The organism is Methylobacterium sp. 391_Methyba4 (assembly GCF_029691625.1).
In the GTDB taxonomy this organism is placed as follows: Bacteria; Pseudomonadota; Alphaproteobacteria; order Rhizobiales; family Beijerinckiaceae; genus Methylobacterium; species Methylobacterium fujisawaense.
This window is the reverse complement of record NZ_CP121475.1, coordinates 1016301-1034672: the sequence shown is the minus strand read 5'-3', so window position 1 is coordinate 1034672 and position 18372 is coordinate 1016301. Positions and strand designations below refer to the sequence as shown.

The following is an 18372-nucleotide window of genomic DNA, read 5'->3' as shown; positions in this document are numbered from 1 at the left end:
GGATCCCACGATGCTGCTCGAAGCCGAATTCTGGGTCGCCGTCGCGTTCGTCATCTTCATGGGCATCGCCTGGAAGGCCGGTGCCTTCTCGACGATGACCAAGGGTCTGGACGGCCGCGCCAACCGCGTCCGCCACGAACTCGACGAGGCCAAGCGCCTGCGCGAGGAGGCGGCCGCCGTACTCGCCGACTACAAGCGTCGCCGCGCCGAGGCCGAGAAGGAGGCCGAGTCGATCGTCGCCGGTGCCCGCGAGGAGGCCGCGCGCGCCGCCGAGGAGGGTCACCGCAAGCTCGATGACTTCCTCGCCCGCCGCACCAAGGCTGCCGAGACGAAGATCGCCCAGGCCGAGGCGCAGGCCGAGGCCCAGGTCCGCGCCGCTGCCGCGGAGGCTGCGGTGAAGGTATCGGAGACCATCCTGCGCGAGCGGATGCAGGGCGAGGCGGCGCAGGGCCTGATCCGTGCGAGCCTCGGCGAGGTCCGGACCCGCATGCGGTCCTGACCGCACCGGCATCGCCGCAGGGAGAAGCCGCCTTCGGGCGGCTTTTTTCGTTTCGGGAACTGCGAGGCCTTTGCACGGCGACGCCGGTCGTCGTCTCGGTCGGCGCCAGCCGTCCGGCCGAGGCCGCATCGGCTGAGGGCCGCTTCGGGTCGGACCGCGCGGTGGCAGGACCGGTTCTGGACCGGGCGTCCGGGTCTAATCCGCCCGCTCGCCCTCGACGGCCTTGGTCTCCTCCACCTCCGGGGCGACCTGCCCGTAATTCAGCACCGCCACCAGCGCCACGCCGCCGAAGGTGTTGCCGAGGAGCGTGGGGAGGAAGAACTTCAGCCCGTAATCGCCCATTGAGGCCGCCCCCGTAACGACCAGGTAGAAGGCCTCCACGGAGCCGGCGACGATGTGGGCGAGGCTGCAGAGCGCCACCAGCCACGTCATCAGCAGGATCACGAACGGCGCCGCGCTGGCCGTGGCGGGGAGGAACCAGACCATCAGGGCGATCATCCAGCCCGCGAAGACCGCCTTGATGAACGTCGCCCAGAAGCCGTGCGCGATGGCATCGTGGCTGATCTCCGCGAAAGCCTTGAGGACCGGCGGCTCGAAGGCGCCCGAATGGGCGAGCAGCGTCGCGATCGCCAGCGTTCCCAGGATGTTGCCCGACAGCACGATGGTCCAGAGCCGGATGACCCGGAGGCCCGTCTTCACCGAGCGGTCGTGCAGCAGCGGCAGGATCGGCGTGATCGTGTTCTCGGTGAAGAGCTGCTGGCGCCCGAGGACGACGACCAGAAATCCCACCGCATAGCCCATCGAACTCACGATCTTGGCCCAATCGGTCTCGGGCAGGTGGCTCCGCAGGACCCCCGGCACGATCAGGGACAGGGCGATGCTCAGGCCGGCGGCGAAGGCCGAGAGGAACAGGGCGAGGCCGTGGCGCCGCAGCTCCTCGTCGCCGCCGAGCCGGATGACCTCGTGCAGGACGTAGGCATCGGGCCGGACGATCTCGGAGACCTCCTTCAGCAACGCGTCGCGGCGAGCCTCCGGATCGCCGCGCTTATTCTTGTCCCGAACCATCCGCCCAGCTCCGCAACGCAACTCGATCCGATCGGATGCAGGATAGTCCGTCAGGCCGAGAGACGCGCCACCAGCGCCTCGACCGCGCTCCGTGCCTCCGCGAGCGCCTGCGCGTCCCGGCTGCGCACGACGATCCGGTTGCGAAAACCGTCCGGAGTCATCGCGGGATACGAGCCGATGGAGACGGCCGGCCGCGCCTTGGCGATCTCGCCGAGGTCGCCCGCGTAGTTGCCCTCCGGCAGGCCGGCCGCCTCGATCGTCTCGGACAGCATCGCGGCGCCGCCTGTCAGCGTCGGGGCGATCGAATCCAGCATGGCCTGCATGATGCCGGGCACGCCGGCCATCACGTGGACATTGCCGAGGCGGAAGCCCGGCGCCTTCGAGACCGGGTTGGCGATCAGGTCGGCTCCGAACGGAATCCGCGCCATGCGCAGGCGCGCCGCGTTCAGGTCCTCGGGCTTGTGCCGCTCCAGCAGCATCGCACGCGCCCGCTCATCGACATCGATGCCGACCCCGAAGGCCTCGGCCACGCAATCGGCGGTGATGTCGTCGTGGGTCGGGCCGATCCCGCCTGTGGTGAACAGATAGGTGTAGCGGGCACGCAGGGCGTTGACCGCCTCGACGATCATGGCGGCCTCGTCGGGCACGATCCGCACCTCGCGCAGGTCGATGCCGGCGGCGGTGAGGAAGTCGGCGATCGTGCCGATGTTCTTGTCCTTGGTGCGACCCGAGAGGATCTCATCGCCGATGACGAGGATCGCGGCGGTGACGGATTCGGAAGGCTGGGGCATGGAACTCTGGCGTCGGGCGGGGCCTGCAGGCAGATAGCGCAACCGTTGCCCGCGACTACGTGAACCCCGAGGATCCGATGCAGTTCGCCGCGCCGCTCGTGCCGGGACGGCTCGTGCAACGCTACAAGCGCTTCCTGGCCGACATCGATACCGATGAGGGACGGGTCACGGTGCACTGTCCCAATCCCGGAGCGATGCTCGGGCTGAACACGCCCGGCGCCCGGGTGCTGCTGTCGCGCTCGACCAATCCGGCGCGCAAGCTGCCGCTGACCTGGGAGCTGGTGGAGGCCGACCTGCCCGGGGGGCTGCAATGGGTCGGCATCAACACCCTGCGCCCGAACGCCCTCGTGGCCGAGGCCTTTCGCGCCGGCGCGATCACGGCGCTCGCCGGCCACGACACGCTGAAGCCGGAGGTCCGCTATGCCGAGGCCAGCCGGGTCGATTTCCTGGCGAGCGGCGCGGTGGCCGGCCCCTGCCACGTCGAGGTGAAGAACTGTCACATGATGCGTCGGGCGGGCCTCGCGGAATTCCCGGATTGCAAAGCCGCCCGCAGCGCCCGGCACATGCGCGACCTGGCTCAGGTCGTGGCCGAGGGGGGCCGGGCGCTGGTGGTCATCGTCGTGCAGATGAAGGCCGAGGCGTTCGACGTTGCCCGGGACATCGACCCCACCTTCGACCGGGCGTTCCGGGAGGCGCGAGCGGCGGGTGTGGCGGTCCGGGCCTACCGATGCGCCGTCGGGCCGGAGGGCGTCGTCCTCGCCGGGGAGATTCCGGTGGTCACGCCGCCCTGACGGTGCTGCGCTCGAACATCAGGTTCAGCCGGGAGCGGGCGATCTCGCGATAGCCGTAGCGCGCCAGATGCTGCAGCAGGTCGAGCTGCCACTGCCCGGTGCCGTTCTCGATCAGCAGGATCCGCGGCAGGAGCGCGTCCGGCGCCTCGCGCAGGAACGGCTCCAGGATGAGGTCCTCGGCGCCCTCGACGTCGAGCTTGACCGCATCGACCCGGGTGAGGCCCTCGCTCCGCAGGAGATCGAGGAGGGTCACCGCCGGGACGGTGATCCGCGCACCCTCGTTGGTGCCGACGATGCGCAGGCTCGACTCGCCGCGGTTGCGCGGATCGATGAACAGGGTCAGCTCGCCTGCCTTGTCGGCCACCGCGCAGGCGACCGCCTTCACGGTGTGGAACGGGTTCTGGGCGATGTTGTAGGTCAGGCGGTCGAACACGTCGGGCTGGGGCTCGACCGCGACGATCCGCGCCCCCGGGCCCGAGAAGGCCGCCACGCACAGGGCGTAGGCGCCGACATTGGCTCCGATGTCGAGGAACACGCAGTCCCTCGGCAGGTGCTTCTGGAGCAGCGCGCGCTCCTCCGGATCGAAGAACTGCGGGGTGAAGAGCACCTTCTTCTCGCAGTTGTTGTTGTAGGGGTGCAGCCGCATCCGCGCGCCGTAGCGGGTCACGTCGAGGGGCTTGCCCCCGAGCCGCGCGATGGCGATCCGGCGCAGGAACAGCGCGAGGCGCCGCCCGTACCAGGATTCGGCCGGGATCCGGTTCGTGCGGCGGGTGATCGCCGCGACGAGACCGGACGGTTCATAGGTGCCGTAGGGCTGGATGTCGGTCATGACCGGGGCGGTTTGCCAGCCGGCGCCCCGAGCCGCAAGCGGATCGATCCACGTTGCTCCGGCGCGCTCCGGTGGTCTAAGCCGTGGCCGAGCTTGATGAACACGGGTTGCGCGGCATGGAGTCCTTCAATTCCGACGGCGTGCGGATCGCCTATATCGACGTCCCGCCCGCGGACGGGGCCGGGAAGCCGATCCTTCTGATCCATGGTTTCGCGTCGAACCATGCGGTCAATTGGGTCAACACCCAGTGGGTGCGCGCCCTGACCCAGGCCGGCTACCGCGCGATCGCGCTCGACAACCGCGGTCACGGCGAGAGCGAGAAGCTCTACGATCCGGCCGCCTACAGCTCCGACGCGATGGCCAACGACGCGATCCGGCTTCTCGACCATCTCGGCATCGAGCGCGCTCACGTCATGGGCTACTCGATGGGCGGGCGGATCACCGCCCATATTGCCCTGGACCATGCGGACCGGGTTCGCTCGGCCCTGATCGGCGGCCTCGGAATGCACCTCATCGAAGGCAAGGGTTTGCCCTCGGGGATCGCTGAGGCCCTGGAGGCGCCCGCCGGGACGCCGGCGCCCAACCCGACGGCCGCAGCCTTCCGCACCTTTGCCGAGCAGACCCGCAGCGACCTGCGGGCGCTGGCCGCGTGCATGCGCGGCTCACGTCAGACGCTGAGCCGGGGGGAACTCGCGCAGATCGAGGTCCCGGTTCTGGTCTCGGTCGGGACCCTCGATACGGTCGCGGGCTCCGGCCCGGGGCTCGCCGCCCTGATCCCGGACGCCCGGGCCCTCGAGATCGAGGGCAAGGACCACTCCACCGCGGTCGGTGCCAAGCCGCACCGGGACGGGGTGCTGGCCTTCCTGGCCGCGCAGCCCTGAAGCCTCAGCTCTTCAGCCGGTAGCCCGTCCGGAAGATGTAGGTGACGAGGCCAAGGCAGATCACCAGGAACAGCGCGGTCATGCCGAGGCTGATCGCGATGTTCACGTCCGCCTTGCCGAAGAACGCCCAGCGGAAACCGCTGATCAGGTACACGACCGGGTTGAGCAGGCTCACCGCGTGCCAGAAGGGCGGCAGCATGGAGATCGCGTAGAAGCTGCCGCCCAGGAAGGTGAGCGGGGTCACGACGAGGAGCGGGACCAGCTGCAGCTTCTCGAAGCCGTCCGCCCACAGGCCGATGACGAAGCCGAACAGGCTGAAGGTCACCGCGGTGAGGAGCAGGAAGCCGAGCATCCAGAGCGGGTGATCGATCCGCAGCGGCACGAACAGGGCCGACGTCGCCAGGATGATCAGCCCGATCAGGATCGATTTGGAGGCCGCCGCGCCGACGAAGCCCAGCACCACCTCAAGCGGCGAGATCGGCGCCGACAGGATCTCGTAGATCGTACCGGCGAAGCGCGGGAAGTAGATGCCGAAGGAGGCGTTCGAGATGCTCTGCGTGAGCAGCGAGAGCATGATCAGGCCGGGCACGATGAACAGCCCATAGGGCACGCCGTCGACCGCCGAGACCCGGGAGCCGATCGCGGCGCCGAAGACCACGAAGTACAGGGTGGTCGAGATGACCGGAGCCAGGATGCTCTGCCCGGCGGTGCGCCAGAAGCGGCCCATCTCGAACCGGTAGATGGCCCGGACCGCCGGCCAGTTCAGGGTGAACGCCGCGCTCATACCTGTGCCCTCTCCTCGCGCACGAGGCCCACGAAGATGTCCTCCAGCGAACTCTGTTCGGTGTGAAGGTCCTTGAAGCGGATTCCCGCCGCCGCCAGGCCAGTGAGAAGCCCGGTGATGCCGGTCCGCTCGGCGCGGGTGTCATAGGTATAGACCAGCTCGCTGCCCTCCCCGGAGAGCGCCAGGCCGTAATCGGCGAGTTCCGGCGGCACCGCGGTGATCGGCTGCTGGAGATGCAGGGTCAGCCGCTTGCGCCCGAGCTTGTGCATCAGCGCGGCCTTCTCCTCGACCAGGATGATCTCGCCCCGGCGGATCACGCCGATGCGGTCGGCCATTTCCTCGGCCTCTTCGATGTAGTGGGTGGTGAGAATGACGGTGACGCCCTGCTGGCGCAGGTCGCGCACGAGGCGCCACATATCCTGGCGCAGCTCCACGTCGACGCCTGCGGTGGGCTCGTCGAGGAACAGCACCCGGGGCTCGTGCGACAGCGCCTTGGCGATGAGCACCCGCCGCTTCATCCCGCCCGACAGGGTCATCAGCCGGCTGTCGCGCTTGTCCCAGAGGGACAGCGCCCGCAGGATCCGCTCGATATGCCCGGCATCGGGCTTCATCCCGAACAGGCCGCGGGAGAAGCTCACGGTGTTCAGCACCGTCTCGAAGGCGTCGGTAGTCAGTTCCTGCGGCACGAGGCCGATCGCCCGGCGCGCGGCGCGGTAATCCGCCACGATGTCGTGGCCGTCGACCAGAACGCTTCCCGAACTGGCGGTGACGATGCCGCAGACGATGTTGATGAGCGTCGACTTGCCGGCACCGTTCGGACCCAGCAACGCGAAGATCTCCCCCCGCTCGATGGCGAGTTCGATGTCGCGCAGGGCGGTGAAGCCGGACGTGTAGGTCTTCGACAGCTTCGAGATGGAGATGATCGGCATCGGGGCCTGGAACGAGCTGGGGCATGCGCGGTGCCGGCAGCCATGAGGCCGGCACCGGAAACGCGGTGGGCCGACCGATCGGACCGTCTTCGGTAGCGGGCGCCCCTATAGCACGCGGCAATCACGGTGCTGACAGACCCCGTGTGTGCCACCGCACCGCGAGGACGCCGCGTCCCTCACGTGCGGCCGTAGCGCTCCGCCAGCGCCACGCACTCCTTCCGGAGATCCGGGTCTTCGATGCGCGAGAAGGCCGTCAGCAGCGCGGCACATTCCGCGGCGCTCGGGCCGCGGGTTCCCCCGGAGGCTGGCGGCCTCCGGAATGTGGATTCCGGAACGTTCAACATGCGGGCGATGTCTCGAAGCAGCTTGTCCCGCTCACGAGCCGACTGGGCCGCGCCATCGAGATCGAATCCGCCCGCGTCCGTCATGATCTCTTCGAAACCAATCCTTCAGCCGAGCGCGAATGCACGGGGTCCCACAAACGCGCCGTTCGCGCGGCGCGGCTCTACCATTCACACTCTCGCGGCGGGTGCAACCTACCGTTATGGTTCTACCTCGGAAGAGGGCTGCGACTTAAGGCCGAATGGCTGGCGCGTAGAGGCAGATCGGTGGGCGTGCCTCCGGATTCGGCCAGCGTGAAGCAACCTCCACGCTGGAACATCATCAAAAAATACAACTATAGGTGGCGAAAATGCCGCCCTAGGCCGCGTGGCGCAGGGCGAACAGCGCGGCCAATCCCAGGATCGTCGCACCGCCGAGAAATCGACGCCAGGGATTCACGCCGCGCAGCAGCTCATCGGCAGCCCACCAAGCCAGCGCAAGATCCGCCCCAAGGGACAGCCAGGATGCGAGCGGCCCCTGCTCCTGCGCCGACCAAGCGGCCAGACTGAAGCCAGCAAACAGCCAGAGCGGCAGATTGGGCCACTGGGCCACCGTCATGGCGCCGGTGTTCCTGTCGCGGAACAGCCAATCGAGCGCCCGCCGGACGGTCGTAGGCGGTGATGGGGCCATGGCTCGAACCTTCCTGCTGCCAGCAGGTGCGTAGCGCCGCATCGGATCGGACCAAGATGAACCGCCGCCTGCGGATCCCGAATTAACGCAGCGGTAACGTTAGTAAACAGAAACCGTCGGTAAATCCCTAACGGAACCTGAAAGGACTCGCGAGAATCCCACGCTTTAGATGATGATCGGACATCGCAGCGGCGGCCCGTCAGCCGAACAACGAGGATCGATCATGAGCGCGCGCCTGGAAGATCTGAAGTTCATGCTGACGCTCAGCGCCGTCGTTCTGTTCGGCAGCGGCCTCGACATCATCCTGCGCTGATGGCACCGGTCAGGCGGGGCGGCAGGGCCGGGCCGCCGCGCACGATGGCGCGTCCGAGCGCCGAGCGGGCTGCCGAAGGGCGGCCCTGCAATCCGCTGCCGCGTCCCGGTGTGAACGGGACGGCGACCGCGTGCGACGCGAAGTCCACGCGGCGGGGCGTTCCGGCGGTGGCGGACGGGATCTGCCCGGAGCGGAGAAAGCTCCGCAATTCGGCGGCCTTCGCCTGGCGTTCCGTCCGTATCCGGAGCACCGCGATCACGAGGCCGACCAGCCCGGCCGCCTCCAGGAACGCCGCGACCACGTAGCCCGAAGCCATCCGTTTCCACCAACCGTATCGAGGGAGTTGCCGCTGTTGCTGCGGCCGTCTCCGCTCTGCGCCGCGATGGTTAGCGAGACCTTAACGGCTACGTAGATCGCCGCAGGTCCGCCGGTGCCGTCCATTCCTTCGCAATGCCAACGTTTCGGCTTATGCCCTTGTCGCAGCAGCGAAACTCGAGCGCGGTCACGCGCCTCGCGGCACGCGCCCATGCGTGTTCAGGAGCCTGTGAACGCGGATCCGCCCTACCACATGTCGAGGGCGACGCGCGCCTCGTCCGACATGCGGCTCTGATCCCACGGCGGATCGAACACCATGGTCACCGAACAGGACTGGACGCCCGGCACGGCGCTCACCGCGTTCTCCACCCAGCCCGGCATCTCACCGGCCACCGGGCAGCCCGGGGCGGTCAGCGTCATGTCGATGGCGACCTTCCGATCGTCGCCGATATCGACCTTGTAGATCAGGCCGAGTTCGTAGATGTCAGCCGGAATCTCGGGATCGTAGACGGTCTTCAGGGCCGCGACGATGTCGTCGGTCAGGCGATCGAGCTCCGCCTGCGGGATCGCGGAATCGCCTTCGACGGCGGGGGCGTTCATGCCCCCCGTGATGGTGGCGTCGGTGGTCATCGCTTCACTCTCCCCGGACCCGCGCGGACGGGACCAGCCTCGGATCCAGATATCAGGTAAACAGCATCTCCGCCCTGCCGAGCGCTTCGGCAAGGGCATCGATCTCGGCGGTCGTGTTGTAGAGCCCGAAGGACGCGCGGCAGGTCGAGGTCACGCCGAACCGCTGGAGCAGCGGCATGGCGCAGTGGGTCCCGGCCCGGACCGCCACGCCCTGGCGGTCGATGACCGTGGCGATGTCGTGGGCATGAGCGCCCTTCATCTCGAAGGCGATCACACCGCCCTTGCCGGCAGCCGTGCCGATCAGGCGCAGGGCGTTCATCGCGCCGAGCCGCTCCTGCGCGTAAGCCGTCAGCTTCGCCTCGTGGGCGGCGATCGCGTCGCGTCCCAGCGTCATCATGTATTCCAGCGCCGCGCCGAGGCCGACAGCCTCGATGATGGCCGGGGTGCCCGCCTCGAATTTGTGCGGCGGTTCGTTGTAGGTGACCGCGTCCTCGCTCACCGTCCGGATCATCTCGCCGCCGCCCTGGTAGGGCGGCAGGCGCTCCAGCCATTCCTTCTTGCCGTAGAGCACGCCGATTCCGGTCGGCCCGTAGACCTTGTGGCCGGTGAAGACGAAGAAGTCGCAATCGAGCGCCTGCACGTCGACGGGCTGATGGACCGCGCTCTGTGCGCCGTCGAGCAGGACCGGGACGCCGTGGGCGTGGGCGATACGCACGATCTCCGCGGCGGGCGTCACCGTGCCCAGCACGTTCGACATGTGGGTGATCGCCACCATCTTGGTGCGGGGCGAGAACAGCTTCTCGTATTCCTCCACCAGGAAGTTGCCCTGGTCGTCCACCGGTGCCCACTTAATCACGGCGCCCCGGCGCTCGCGCAGGAAGTGCCAGGGCACGATGTTGGAGTGGTGCTCCATGATCGAGAGGATGATCTCGTCCCCCTCCCCGATCAGGCCGGCCCAGCCCATCGACGAGGCCACGAGGTTGTAGGCCTCGGTGGCGTTGCGGGTGAAGATGATCTCGTCCGTGGAGGCGGCGTTGAGGAACTGCCGCGTGGTCTCACGGGCGCCCTCGAAGCCCTCCGTGGCGGCGTTCGCCATGTAGTGCAGGCCGCGGTGGACGTTGGCGTAGCCGGTCTCCATGCAGGAGACCATCGCGTCGATCACCTGACGGGGCTTCTGCGCCGAAGCGGCGTTGTCGAGGTAGACCAGCTTCTTGCCGTAGACCTGCTGGCCTAGGATCGGGAAATCCTTGCGGATCGCCTCGACGTCGTAGGCGGGGGTGAGGACGGGTGCGTTCATCGCTTCTCACTCACTGAGCGCCCACCCTTCGAAGAGGACGGGCCCCCTCCCCCATGCGGGGAGGGGTAAGGGTGCGGGCGGGTCATGAGGCGCCGCCGAGATTCGACCGGCGCCGCTCCCACCTCGGGCTCCTCCCCGCACGGGGGAGGAGAGCGCATCGCGTGCGGGACGGAGCGGGTTGCGGACGCTACACCCGTGCCTTCAGCCAGGCCTCGATCTCGCCGACCAGCGCCGCGCGGGCGCCCTCGTGCGTGACCGCTTCCACCGCCTCGCCCACGAAGGCCTGCACGAGCAGGCTCTCGGCGATCGCGCGCGGCAGGCCGCGGGCCATCAGGTAGAACAGCAGATCGTCGTCCGGCGCACCGCAGGTGGCCCCGTGGCCGCAGGCGACGTCGTCGGCGAAGATCTCCAGCTCCGGCTTGTTCATCATCTGCCCCTCGTCCGTGAGGAGGAGGCAGTCGGACTTCATCTTGCCGTCGGTCTTCTGGGCGGCCTGACGGACGATGATCTTGCCCTGGAACACGCCGGTGGCGTCACCGTCGATGATCCACTTGAACTGCTCGCGGCCGACACCGCCCACGGCGGCATGGTCGGCGAGCAGCGTCGAGTCGGCGAGCTGTCCCCTGCGCAGCATGGCCGCGCCGTTGACGACCACGTTCGTGTCCTCGCCCGCGATGTGGACGAAGATCTGGTGGCGCGACAGCACCGCTCCGGTCACGAGGTTCACGGTTTCCACCTGCCCCTCGGCCTCGACCTTCAACGACAGGGTCGAGAGCGCGATGGTGGCATCGCCCTCGATGTTCAGGCGGGTGTGCCGGAAGGCAGCCTTCGGCCCGACCACCACGTCGAGGGCGTCGTTCGGCTGGCAGGTGAGGCCGTCCGTTCCCTCATGGCTCTCCAGCAGGCTGAACTCCGCGCCCTCGCCCAGCTGGACGAGCACGCGGGTCGCCGTGGAGAACGGCGCGTCGCCGGTGCCCACGAAGCGGAGATGCAGCGGCCGCACCGGCTTCGCACCGGCAGCGACCGTGATCACCGCGCCATCGGCCAGGAAGGCGGTGTTGAGCTGGTAGACCGGGTTCTCCCGGGCCTGTGCGACCGGGGCGAGCTGCTTCAGGCCGGCATGGCCCTGGGCGAGGGCCTCCGACATCGGCACGACCGTGACACCCTCGGGGATCGCATCGAGATCCGACAGTTCGCCGATGAGGTGTCCGTTCACGAAGGTCAGGCGCGCGGCCTCGATGCCGGAGAAGCCCTTCGCCTGCGCGACGGCCGCCTTGGCGACCTCGAGGCTCGGCGCATCGGCCGGCGGCGCGGCCTCGGTGATGGCGGCGCGCAGATCCGTGTACTTGAAGGCCTCGACCCGGCGGCTGGGCAGGCCGGTCGCCTCGAAGAAGCGGAACGCCTCCTCGCGGGCGATCGCCGTCTCGCTGGCGAAGCTCTGGCGGGCCGATTCGAACAGCTTCGACAGGCCGGCCTCGGCGGGGGAGCGGAGGTTGGTGACGCCGGCCATGGTTCAGGCCGCCTCGTTGGTGCGATACTCGGCGTAGCCGGAGGCCTCGAGTTCGAGGGCGAGCTCCTTGCCGCCGGTCTTCACGATCTGACCCTTCGACATGACGTGCACGGTGTCGGGCACGATGTGGTTGAGCAGCCGCTGGTAGTGAGTGATGACCAGGAACGAGCGGTTCTTGTCGCGCAGCGCGTTCACGCCCTCGGACACGATGCGCAGGGCGTCGATGTCGAGGCCGGAATCGGTCTCGTCGAGCACGCAGAACTTCGGCTGCAGCAGCGCCATCTGGAGGATCTCCATGCGCTTCTTCTCGCCGCCGGAGAAACCGACGTTGAGGGCGCGCTTGAGCATCTCCTTGTTGATCTCGAGCTTGTCGGCGGCGCCGTTCACCGCCCGGATGAAGTCGGGGGTCGACAGCTCCGCCTCGCCGCGCGCCTTGCGCTGCGCGTTGAGGCAGGCCTTGAGGAAGGTCATGGTGCCGACGCCGGGGATCTCCAGCGGGTACTGGAAGGCCAGGAAGATACCGGCCGCGGCGCGCTCGTCGGCGGCCATCTCCAGCACGTTCTGCCCGTCGAGCAGGATCTCACCGTCGAGGACCTCGTAGTCCTCCTTGCCGGCGATGACGTACGACAGGGTCGACTTGCCCGAGCCGTTCGGCCCCATGATCGCCGCGACCTCGCCGTCGTTCACGGTCAGGTTCAGGCCGTTCAGGATGCGGTTGTCCTCGATCTGCACGACGAGGTTCTTGATTTCCAGCATGTCAGTCCAAGTCCTTCATAACCATTCGTCCCGCATCGCCCGCAGGAACGCGAGGATCCCGGCCGGGTAGCCGGAGAGATCGCCGATCACCGCGTCGATGCCGCACCGGGGACAGAGGGCGGTGCCATCATCGGCGATCCACCCCGCGATCTCGTCCGGCGCGAAAACCTCGAGGCAGAAGAAGCATCCGCACAGGACGCTGCTCCTGACCTCGTCGGCGTGCCGGGCGCTGTGCCGATGCGCGGCCCGCAGCACGTCGTCGTCGAAACCGCCCAGGCGGTCAGCCCACCGAGCCTTCCAGGCTGATCGAGATCAGCTTCTGCGCCTCGACGGCGAACTCCATGGGCAGCTGCTGCAGCACGTCCCGGACGAAGCCGTTGACGATGAGTGCGGTCGCCTCCTCCTCGGAGAGGCCGCGCTGCTGGCAGTAGAACTTCTGGTCCTCGGAGATCTTCGAGGTTGTCGCCTCGTGTTCGAACACCGCCGAGGCGTTCTTCGACTCGATATAGGGCACGGTGTGCGCGCCGCACTGGTCGCCGATCAGCAGGGAGTCGCAGTTCGTGAAGTTCCGGGCGTTGGAAGCCTTCCTGTGGGCCGAGACGAGCCCCCGGTAGGTGTTCTGCGACCGGCCCGCCGAGATGCCCTTCGAGATGATCCGGCTCGTCGTGTTCTTGCCGAGATGGATCATCTTGGTGCCGGAATCGACCTGCTGCATGCCGTTCGACACCGCGATCGAGTAAAACTCGCCGCGGGAATCGTCGCCGCGCAGGATGCAGGACGGATACTTCCAGGTGATCGCCGAGCCGGTCTCGACCTGCGTCCACGAGATCTTCGAGCGGGCGCCACGGCAATCGCCGCGCTTGGTCACGAAGTTGTAGATGCCGCCCTTGCCCTCGTTGTCGCCCGGGTACCAGTTCTGGACCGTCGAGTACTTGATCTCGGCATCGTCCAGGGCGACGAGCTCGACCACCGCGGCGTGGAGCTGGTTGTCGTCGCGCTTCGGGGCGGTGCAGCCCTCGAGATACGAGACGTAGGAGCCCTTGTCGGCGATGATCAGCGTGCGCTCGAACTGGCCGGTGTCGCGCTCGTTGATGCGGAAATAGGTCGACAGCTCCATCGGGCAGCGCACGCCCGGCGGAATGTAGACGAACGACCCGTCCGAGAACACGGCCGAGTTGAGCGTGGCGAAGAAGTTGTCGGTCACCGGCACGACCGAGCCGAGGTACTTCTTCACCAGCTCGGGATGCTCGCGCACGGCCTCGGAGATCGGCATGAAGATCACGCCGGCCTTCTCCAGCTCCTTCTTGAAGGTGGTGGCCACCGAGACCGAATCGAACACGGCGTCGACCGCCACGCGGCGCTCCGGCGCGATGCCCTCCAGCACCTCGACCTCGCGGAGCGGGATGCCGAGCTTCTCGTAGGTCTTCAGGATCTCAGGATCGATCTCGTCGAGCGACATCGCCGCCGGACGCTTGGGCGCCGCATAGTAGTAGATGTCGTTGTAATCGACCTTGTCGTAGGAGACCCGCGCCCACTCCGGCTCCTTCATGGTCAGCCAGCGCTTGTAGGCGTCGAGGCGCCACTCCAGCAGCCACGCGGGCTCGTTCTTCTTGGCCGAGATGAAGCGCACGACGTCCTCGGAGATGCCCTTCGCGGACTTCTCCATCTCGATGGTGGTCTCAAACCCGTACTTGTACTGGTCGAGGTCGATCGAGCGGACCCGGTCGATGGTTTCCTGCACGGCAGGCATCAGCGTCTCCTGGGCATCTCCGGCGTCAAGGGCCGGGAAGCGTCTGTCGGATAGCGGGGGCGCGGCCCTCAGGCCGCCTGTCCTCGCCGTCTATATAGGGGCTGCAAGGCCCGTTCGAAGGCGTCGAGGAAGCATGCCACCTCCTCGTCCACCGTGTTCCAGCCGAGGCTGACGCGCAGCGCCCCCCCGGCGAGGTCAGGACCGACGCCCATCGCGGCGAGCGTCGCCGAGCGCGCGACCTTGCCCGACGAGCAGGCCGAGCCCGACGACACCGCCACGCCGGCGAGGTCGAGGGCGATCAGGGCCGAGGGCGCATCGAGGCCCGGGACCGAGAAGCTGAGGGTGTTGGGCAGGCGCTGGGCCCCGGCGGCGAACACCACCGCGTCGGGCGCCAGGGCCCGGATGCCAGCCTCGATCCGGTCGCGCAGCGCCCCGAGGCGCGCGCTCTCCCGGTCGAGCGACTCGCGGGCGATCCGCGCGGCCTCGCCCATGCCGACGATGGCCGGCAGGCACTCGGTGCCGCAGCGCTGCCGGCGCTCCTGCCCGCCACCCCGCATAAAGGCGGTCTCCAGGGTGACGCCGTCGGCCAGCACCAGCGCGCCGACACCCTTCGGCGCCGCGAACTTGTGGCCCGACAGGGTCAGCGCGTCGAGGCTGAGGCCGGCCATGTCGAGGGGGACCTTCCCGGCCGCCTGCACCGCGTCGCTGTGGACCAAGGTCCGGCCGTGCTCACGAGCCAACCCGACGATGTCGGCCAGCGGCTGCACGGCGCCGGTCTCGTTGTTGGCGGCATGGACAGAGACGAGCACGGTCTCGTCGGACAGCGCGGCGAGCCGTGTCCCCAGGGCGGCAAGGTCGACCACGCCGTCGGCCGTGACCGGCAACGCCTCCGCGGCCGTTTCCGGGAACCGGTGACCCGCCGCGACGCAGGGGTGCTCCGTCGCCGAGTAGAGGAGCCGGGTCGGAGCCGGCGTCCTGCGGCGACGCAGGGCGCCCGACAGGGCGGCGTTGGCGGCTTCGGTGCCGCCGCTGGTGAAGACGACCTGTTCGGGCCGCGCCGTCACCAGGGCCGCGACTTCGGCGCGGGCCGCTTCAAGAGCGGCCCGGGCGGCCCGACCCTCCGCGTGGATCGAGGACGGGTTACCGGGGAGCATCAGCGCGCGCGCCACCGCCTCGGCGACGGCCGGACGGACCGGAGCTGTCGCATTGTAGTCGAGATAGGCGCGTCCCCGGCTCATCCGCGTTCCGTTAAGTCCTCTGCTGCGGCGCGTCACAATTCCTTGCCCGCGCACCGGCTCGCCGTGCTAAGGCGCGCCGAGAGAATGAGATCCCGCCGCCCCAATCCGGTCGGCGTGGCAGCCGGCGCGAAGCTTCAGGCGGCTTCTTTAGAATAGTTCTAATCATCTAGAACCATTCTAAGACTGCTTTTATGGGGCGCGCGCGACGAGTCAAGGCTGCCGCGTCGCCGTGCCGATCGCCCGGCGGGCGATCTCGAGAGTGAGAGACGAGCGATGCCCGAAGTCATCTTCACCGGCCCGGCCGGCCGCCTGGAAGGCCGTTATCAAGCCCCCAAGAAGCGCGGTGCGCCGATCGCCATCATCCTGCACCCGCACCCCCAGTTCGGGGGTACGATGAACAATCAAATTGTGTACAACCTTTTTTACACCTTCGCCAATCGCGGTTTCGCAGCCCTGCGTTTCAATTTCCGCGGGGTCGGCCGCAGCCAGGGCTCCTTCGATCACGGCTCGGGCGAGCTGTCGGATGCCGCCGCCGCCCTCGACTGGGTGCAGTCGGTCAACCCCGAGGCGAAGTCCTGCTGGATCGCCGGCGTGTCGTTCGGCTCGTGGATCGGCATGCAGCTCCTGATGCGCCGCCCCGAGATCGAGGGCTTCATCTCCATCGCCGCGATGGCGAACCGCTACGACTTCACCTTCCTGGCCCCCTGCCCCTCCTCCGGCCTGTTCGTGCACGGTTCCGAGGACCGGGTGGCGCCCGCCCGCGAGGTCATGCCGGTGATCGAGAAGGTGAAGACCCAGAAGGGCGTCATCATCGAGCACCAGATGGTCGATGGCGCGAACCACTTCTTCGACGGCAAGGTCGAGGAACTGACACAGACGGTGGACACCTATCTCGACAAGCGCCTGGGCAAGCGTGAGGAGGCGGCCTGACCGAACCGGTCCCGCGCCTTGACGGGGGGAGCCCCGGAGGAATAGGGCGCGGACTTCGGAATTGAGACTCACCTTCGCAGGTCTGATGTCAGATAGCCCGTCCGATCAACCCGTGGTGCTCCTGGTGGAGGATGACGGCCTCCTGCTGATGGAGGCCTCTGACACCCTTGCGGATGCGGGCTTCACCGTCGTCGAGGCGACGCACGCCGACAAGGCGCTGAAGGTCCTGGAGAACCGTGACGATGTCGGCGTCCTGATGACCGACGTCGACATGCCGCAGGGCTCGATGGACGGTTTCGCCCTCGCCCGCCTCGTGGCGTATCGCTGGCCGTCGATCCCCGTTCTGGTGGTGTCGGGCATGGGTACGCCCGGTCCCAACGACATGCCGGAGGGCGCTCGGTTCATTCCGAAGCCCTACGAGCCGACCACCCTGGTCCGAACCCTGCAGGCCTTCCTCCGCCGCGCGGCGTGACGCACGGATCCGCTCGGGCTGACGCCCCGGTCCGGGCATCGAACACCCGACCGAGAGCCATGACGGATCAGAACCGACCGCACCGTTTCGCGACCCGGGCCATCCATGCCGGCGCGGCGCCGGACCCTGCCACGGGCGCGCGGGTCCAGCCGATCTACTTCACCAACGGCTTCGTGTTCGACTCGACCGAGCAGGCGGCGGACATCTTCGCCGGCCGGCGGACAGGCTTCTCGTATTCCCGCGGCTCGAACCCCACCGTCGCCGCGCTGGAACGTCGCATCGCCGATCTCGAGGGCGCGAAGGCCGGCGTGGCGGTGTCTTCAGGACAGTCCGCCATGCAGCTGGTCCTGATGACGCTGATGAAGAGCGGCGACGCCTATGTCGCCTCGCCACGCCTGTTCGGCGGGTCACTCGGTCTGATGCGCCGCCTCGATGGGCGCTACGACCTGAAGCCCCGCTTCGCACGCGGCATGGCCCCGGAGGATTTCGAGGCGGCCATCACCCCGGACTGCCGGGCCATCTTCTGCGAATCGATCGTGAATCCCTGCGCGTCGGTGGTGGACCTCGATGGGATCGCCGCGGTGGCGCGGCGCCACAATCTCCCGCTCGTCGTGGACAATACCCTGGCCTCGCCGGCCCTGATCCGACCGATCGAGCACGGCGCCGACATCGTCTGGCACTCGACCTCGAAGTTCCTGAGCGGCTCCGGCCAGACCATCGGCGGCGTGATCTGCGACGCCGGCCGCTTCGACTGGGAAAAGGCCGGCGGCTACAACCTGATCACCGAGCCCTGGCCGGACTATGACGGCCTCGTCCTGACCAAGGCCTTCCCCGAAACTCCGTTCGCGGCCGCCTGCCGGTTCTTCGGCCTGCGCGACCTCGGGCCCGGCCTGTCGCCGATGAACGCGTTCCTGACGCTCATGGGCATCGAGACCCTGCCGTTGCGCATGGAGCGGCACTGCGCCAATGCGCGGGCGGTCGCGGCCTTCCTCAAGGACCATCCGGCGGTGGATTGGGTGAGCTATCCGATGCTGCCGGGACAGCCCGGGGAGGACCTCGCCCGGCGCTACACGCCGAACGGGCCGGGCTCGATCTTTACCTTCGCCCTGAAGGGCGGCGAGCCGGCGGCCCTGACGTTCATCGCCGCCCTGGAGCTGATCTCGCACCTCGTGAACATCGGCGAGATCAAGTCGCTGGCGATCCACCCGTCCTCGACCACCCACCGGCAGTTGCCGGAACACGAGAAGGCCGCCGCGCAGGTCGGGCCCGAAACCGTTCGCCTCTCCATCGGATTGGAGGACGAGGCCGACCTGATCGCCGATCTCACGCAGGCCTTGGACCGGCTGGGCTGAGCGGGACGCTCGCGTCCGAAGGGCGTGCGGCCCCTCTCCTCATCCGCCGCGACCGCAGCGAACCACGGCAATGCGCGCTGGCCGTCATCGCCCTGCTGGATTGCCGCGCTCCGGTCGCGAAGACGGCGACGGCGAGACCTCCCGAAGGACCTGACCTCTCGCGTTCGATCCTCGTCCGGTCCAGAGAGGAAGCCTGCCCCTCTGGATCGTCGCCGGGCCGCCGAGCCTC

At 68.3% G+C, this 18372-nt stretch carries 21 protein-coding genes; 6 read left to right on the top strand and 15 right to left on the bottom strand.

The window, feature by feature from the left end; genetic code table 11:
• The first annotated feature begins 13 nt into the window (after positions 1-13).
• Positions 14-499, top strand: a complete 486-nt coding sequence (locus P9K36_RS05010) for an ATP F0F1 synthase subunit B (protein WP_170861837.1) — start codon at positions 14-16, stop codon at positions 497-499.
• A gap of 195 nt (positions 500-694) precedes the next feature.
• Here the strand turns inward: P9K36_RS05010 and P9K36_RS05005 are convergent, their stop codons facing one another.
• Complete coding sequence (locus tag P9K36_RS05005) at positions 695-1564, bottom strand: formate/nitrite transporter family protein (RefSeq protein WP_043755825.1); 870 nt, start codon at positions 1562-1564, stop codon at positions 695-697.
• 50 nt (positions 1565-1614) lie between these two features.
• Complete coding sequence (locus P9K36_RS05000; protein WP_043755823.1) at positions 1615-2355, bottom strand: molybdopterin-binding protein; 741 nt, start codon at positions 2353-2355, stop codon at positions 1615-1617.
• Between the two features lie 77 nt (positions 2356-2432).
• On the opposite strand from P9K36_RS05000, the gene sfsA reads away from it, so the two are divergent.
• On the top strand, positions 2433-3146 hold the full coding sequence (sfsA, locus tag P9K36_RS04995) for a DNA/RNA nuclease SfsA (protein ID WP_043351919.1): 714 nt from the start codon (positions 2433-2435) through the stop codon (positions 3144-3146).
• Here sfsA and P9K36_RS04990 read toward each other — a convergent pair.
• On the bottom strand, positions 3133-3975 hold the full coding sequence (locus P9K36_RS04990; protein ID WP_043351921.1) for an FkbM family methyltransferase: 843 nt from the start codon (positions 3973-3975) through the stop codon (positions 3133-3135). The genes sfsA and P9K36_RS04990 overlap by 14 nt on opposite strands.
• 116 nt (positions 3976-4091) lie before the next feature.
• Here P9K36_RS04990 and P9K36_RS04985 point away from each other — a divergent pair, with 116 nt between their 5' ends.
• Positions 4092-4856, top strand: a complete 765-nt coding sequence (locus P9K36_RS04985) for an alpha/beta hydrolase (RefSeq protein WP_043351922.1) — start codon at positions 4092-4094, stop codon at positions 4854-4856.
• A 4-nt stretch (positions 4857-4860) separates the two neighbouring features.
• Here the strand turns inward: P9K36_RS04985 and P9K36_RS04980 are convergent, their stop codons facing one another.
• The 12 genes from P9K36_RS04980 to P9K36_RS04925 all read right to left on the bottom strand — a co-directional run bounded on the left by P9K36_RS04980 (position 4861) and on the right by P9K36_RS04925 (position 15389).
• The gene (locus tag P9K36_RS04980; protein WP_043351924.1) at positions 4861-5640 is read right to left on the bottom strand and encodes an ABC transporter permease; all 780 of its coding nucleotides are present in this window, start codon (positions 5638-5640) and stop codon (positions 4861-4863) included.
• Positions 5637-6569: an ABC transporter ATP-binding protein gene (locus P9K36_RS04975; protein WP_043755821.1), complete on the bottom strand. Its 933-nt coding sequence runs from the start codon at positions 6567-6569 to the stop codon at positions 5637-5639. Before P9K36_RS04975 ends, P9K36_RS04980 begins: the two co-directional genes overlap by 4 nt.
• A 176-nt stretch (positions 6570-6745) precedes the next feature.
• Positions 6746-6997: a hypothetical protein gene (locus P9K36_RS04970; protein ID WP_043351927.1), complete on the bottom strand. Its 252-nt coding sequence runs from the start codon at positions 6995-6997 to the stop codon at positions 6746-6748.
• Between the two features lie 271 nt (positions 6998-7268).
• Positions 7269-7580 carry a hypothetical protein gene (locus P9K36_RS04965; protein WP_043351929.1) on the bottom strand — a complete coding sequence of 104 codons (312 nt, stop codon included), beginning with the start codon at positions 7578-7580 and terminating at the stop codon, positions 7269-7271.
• Between the two features lie 299 nt (positions 7581-7879).
• Positions 7880-8209, bottom strand: a complete 330-nt coding sequence (locus P9K36_RS04960) for a hypothetical protein (RefSeq protein ID WP_043755820.1) — start codon at positions 8207-8209, stop codon at positions 7880-7882.
• Positions 8210-8454: 245 nt separating this feature from the next.
• The gene (locus P9K36_RS04955) at positions 8455-8838 is read right to left on the bottom strand and encodes an SUF system Fe-S cluster assembly protein (RefSeq protein WP_043351932.1); all 384 of its coding nucleotides are present in this window, start codon (positions 8836-8838) and stop codon (positions 8455-8457) included.
• A 52-nt stretch (positions 8839-8890) separates the two neighbouring features.
• The gene (locus P9K36_RS04950; protein WP_053609949.1) at positions 8891-10135 is read right to left on the bottom strand and encodes a cysteine desulfurase; all 1245 of its coding nucleotides are present in this window, start codon (positions 10133-10135) and stop codon (positions 8891-8893) included.
• Between the two features lie 187 nt (positions 10136-10322).
• Positions 10323-11645 (bottom strand): SufD family Fe-S cluster assembly protein, encoded by a 1323-nt coding sequence (locus tag P9K36_RS04945; protein WP_043351935.1) that lies wholly within the window; start codon positions 11643-11645, stop codon positions 10323-10325.
• Between the two features lie 3 nt (positions 11646-11648).
• Positions 11649-12401: a Fe-S cluster assembly ATPase SufC gene (sufC, locus tag P9K36_RS04940; protein ID WP_043351937.1), complete on the bottom strand. Its 753-nt coding sequence runs from the start codon at positions 12399-12401 to the stop codon at positions 11649-11651.
• Positions 12402-12416: 15 nt separating this feature from the next.
• The gene (locus P9K36_RS04935; protein WP_274929124.1) at positions 12417-12656 is read right to left on the bottom strand and encodes a cytoplasmic protein; all 240 of its coding nucleotides are present in this window, start codon (positions 12654-12656) and stop codon (positions 12417-12419) included.
• 25 nt (positions 12657-12681) lie between these two features.
• The gene (gene sufB, locus P9K36_RS04930; protein ID WP_043351940.1) at positions 12682-14151 is read right to left on the bottom strand and encodes a Fe-S cluster assembly protein SufB; all 1470 of its coding nucleotides are present in this window, start codon (positions 14149-14151) and stop codon (positions 12682-12684) included.
• A gap of 68 nt (positions 14152-14219) precedes the next feature.
• Complete coding sequence (locus P9K36_RS04925; protein ID WP_278306600.1) at positions 14220-15389, bottom strand: cysteine desulfurase family protein; 1170 nt, start codon at positions 15387-15389, stop codon at positions 14220-14222.
• 273 nt (positions 15390-15662) lie between these two features.
• Here P9K36_RS04925 and P9K36_RS04920 point away from each other — a divergent pair, with 273 nt between their 5' ends.
• The 3 genes from P9K36_RS04920 (at position 15663) to P9K36_RS04910 (ending at position 18143) form a co-directional block, all read left to right on the top strand.
• Positions 15663-16319: an alpha/beta hydrolase gene (locus P9K36_RS04920; RefSeq protein ID WP_043351944.1), complete on the top strand. Its 657-nt coding sequence runs from the start codon at positions 15663-15665 to the stop codon at positions 16317-16319.
• Between the two features lie 85 nt (positions 16320-16404).
• On the top strand, positions 16405-16791 hold the full coding sequence (locus P9K36_RS04915; RefSeq protein ID WP_043351947.1) for a response regulator: 387 nt from the start codon (positions 16405-16407) through the stop codon (positions 16789-16791).
• A 59-nt stretch (positions 16792-16850) separates the two neighbouring features.
• On the top strand, positions 16851-18143 hold the full coding sequence (locus P9K36_RS04910) for an aminotransferase class I/II-fold pyridoxal phosphate-dependent enzyme (RefSeq protein WP_043383831.1): 1293 nt from the start codon (positions 16851-16853) through the stop codon (positions 18141-18143).
• Positions 18144-18372 lie beyond the last annotated feature (229 nt).

Excerpts from the sequence above, each read along its gene's own strand:
- P9K36_RS04975 (WP_043755821.1), bottom strand. The coding sequence starts at position 6,569 with ATGCCGATCATCTCCATCTCGAAGCTGTCGAAGACCTACACGTCCGGC.
- P9K36_RS04970 (WP_043351927.1), bottom strand. The coding sequence starts at position 6,997 with ATGACGGACGCGGGCGGATTCGATCTCGATGGCGCGGCCCAGTCGGCT.
- P9K36_RS04965 (WP_043351929.1), bottom strand. The coding sequence starts at position 7,580 with ATGGCCCCATCACCGCCTACGACCGTCCGGCGGGCGCTCGATTGGCTG.
- P9K36_RS05000 (WP_043755823.1), bottom strand. The coding sequence starts at position 2,355 with ATGCCCCAGCCTTCCGAATCCGTCACCGCCGCGATCCTCGTCATCGGC.
- P9K36_RS04920 (WP_043351944.1), top strand. The coding sequence starts at position 15,663 with ATGCCCGAAGTCATCTTCACCGGCCCGGCCGGCCGCCTGGAAGGCCGT.
- P9K36_RS04925 (WP_278306600.1), bottom strand. The coding sequence starts at position 15,389 with ATGAGCCGGGGACGCGCCTATCTCGACTACAATGCGACAGCTCCGGTC.
- P9K36_RS04910 (WP_043383831.1), top strand. The coding sequence starts at position 16,851 with ATGACGGATCAGAACCGACCGCACCGTTTCGCGACCCGGGCCATCCAT.
- P9K36_RS05005 (WP_043755825.1), bottom strand. The coding sequence starts at position 1,564 with ATGGTTCGGGACAAGAATAAGCGCGGCGATCCGGAGGCTCGCCGCGAC.
- P9K36_RS04955 (WP_043351932.1), bottom strand. The coding sequence starts at position 8,838 with ATGACCACCGACGCCACCATCACGGGGGGCATGAACGCCCCCGCCGTC.
- P9K36_RS04915 (WP_043351947.1), top strand. The coding sequence starts at position 16,405 with ATGTCAGATAGCCCGTCCGATCAACCCGTGGTGCTCCTGGTGGAGGAT.
- sufB (WP_043351940.1), bottom strand. The coding sequence starts at position 14,151 with ATGCCTGCCGTGCAGGAAACCATCGACCGGGTCCGCTCGATCGACCTC.
- P9K36_RS04960 (WP_043755820.1), bottom strand. The coding sequence starts at position 8,209 with ATGGCTTCGGGCTACGTGGTCGCGGCGTTCCTGGAGGCGGCCGGGCTG.
- P9K36_RS04990 (WP_043351921.1), bottom strand. The coding sequence starts at position 3,975 with ATGACCGACATCCAGCCCTACGGCACCTATGAACCGTCCGGTCTCGTC.
- P9K36_RS04980 (WP_043351924.1), bottom strand. The coding sequence starts at position 5,640 with ATGAGCGCGGCGTTCACCCTGAACTGGCCGGCGGTCCGGGCCATCTAC.
- P9K36_RS04950 (WP_053609949.1), bottom strand. The coding sequence starts at position 10,135 with ATGAACGCACCCGTCCTCACCCCCGCCTACGACGTCGAGGCGATCCGC.
- P9K36_RS04985 (WP_043351922.1), top strand. The coding sequence starts at position 4,092 with ATGGAGTCCTTCAATTCCGACGGCGTGCGGATCGCCTATATCGACGTC.
- sfsA (WP_043351919.1), top strand. The coding sequence starts at position 2,433 with ATGCAGTTCGCCGCGCCGCTCGTGCCGGGACGGCTCGTGCAACGCTAC.
- P9K36_RS04945 (WP_043351935.1), bottom strand. The coding sequence starts at position 11,645 with ATGGCCGGCGTCACCAACCTCCGCTCCCCCGCCGAGGCCGGCCTGTCG.
- sufC (WP_043351937.1), bottom strand. The coding sequence starts at position 12,401 with ATGCTGGAAATCAAGAACCTCGTCGTGCAGATCGAGGACAACCGCATC.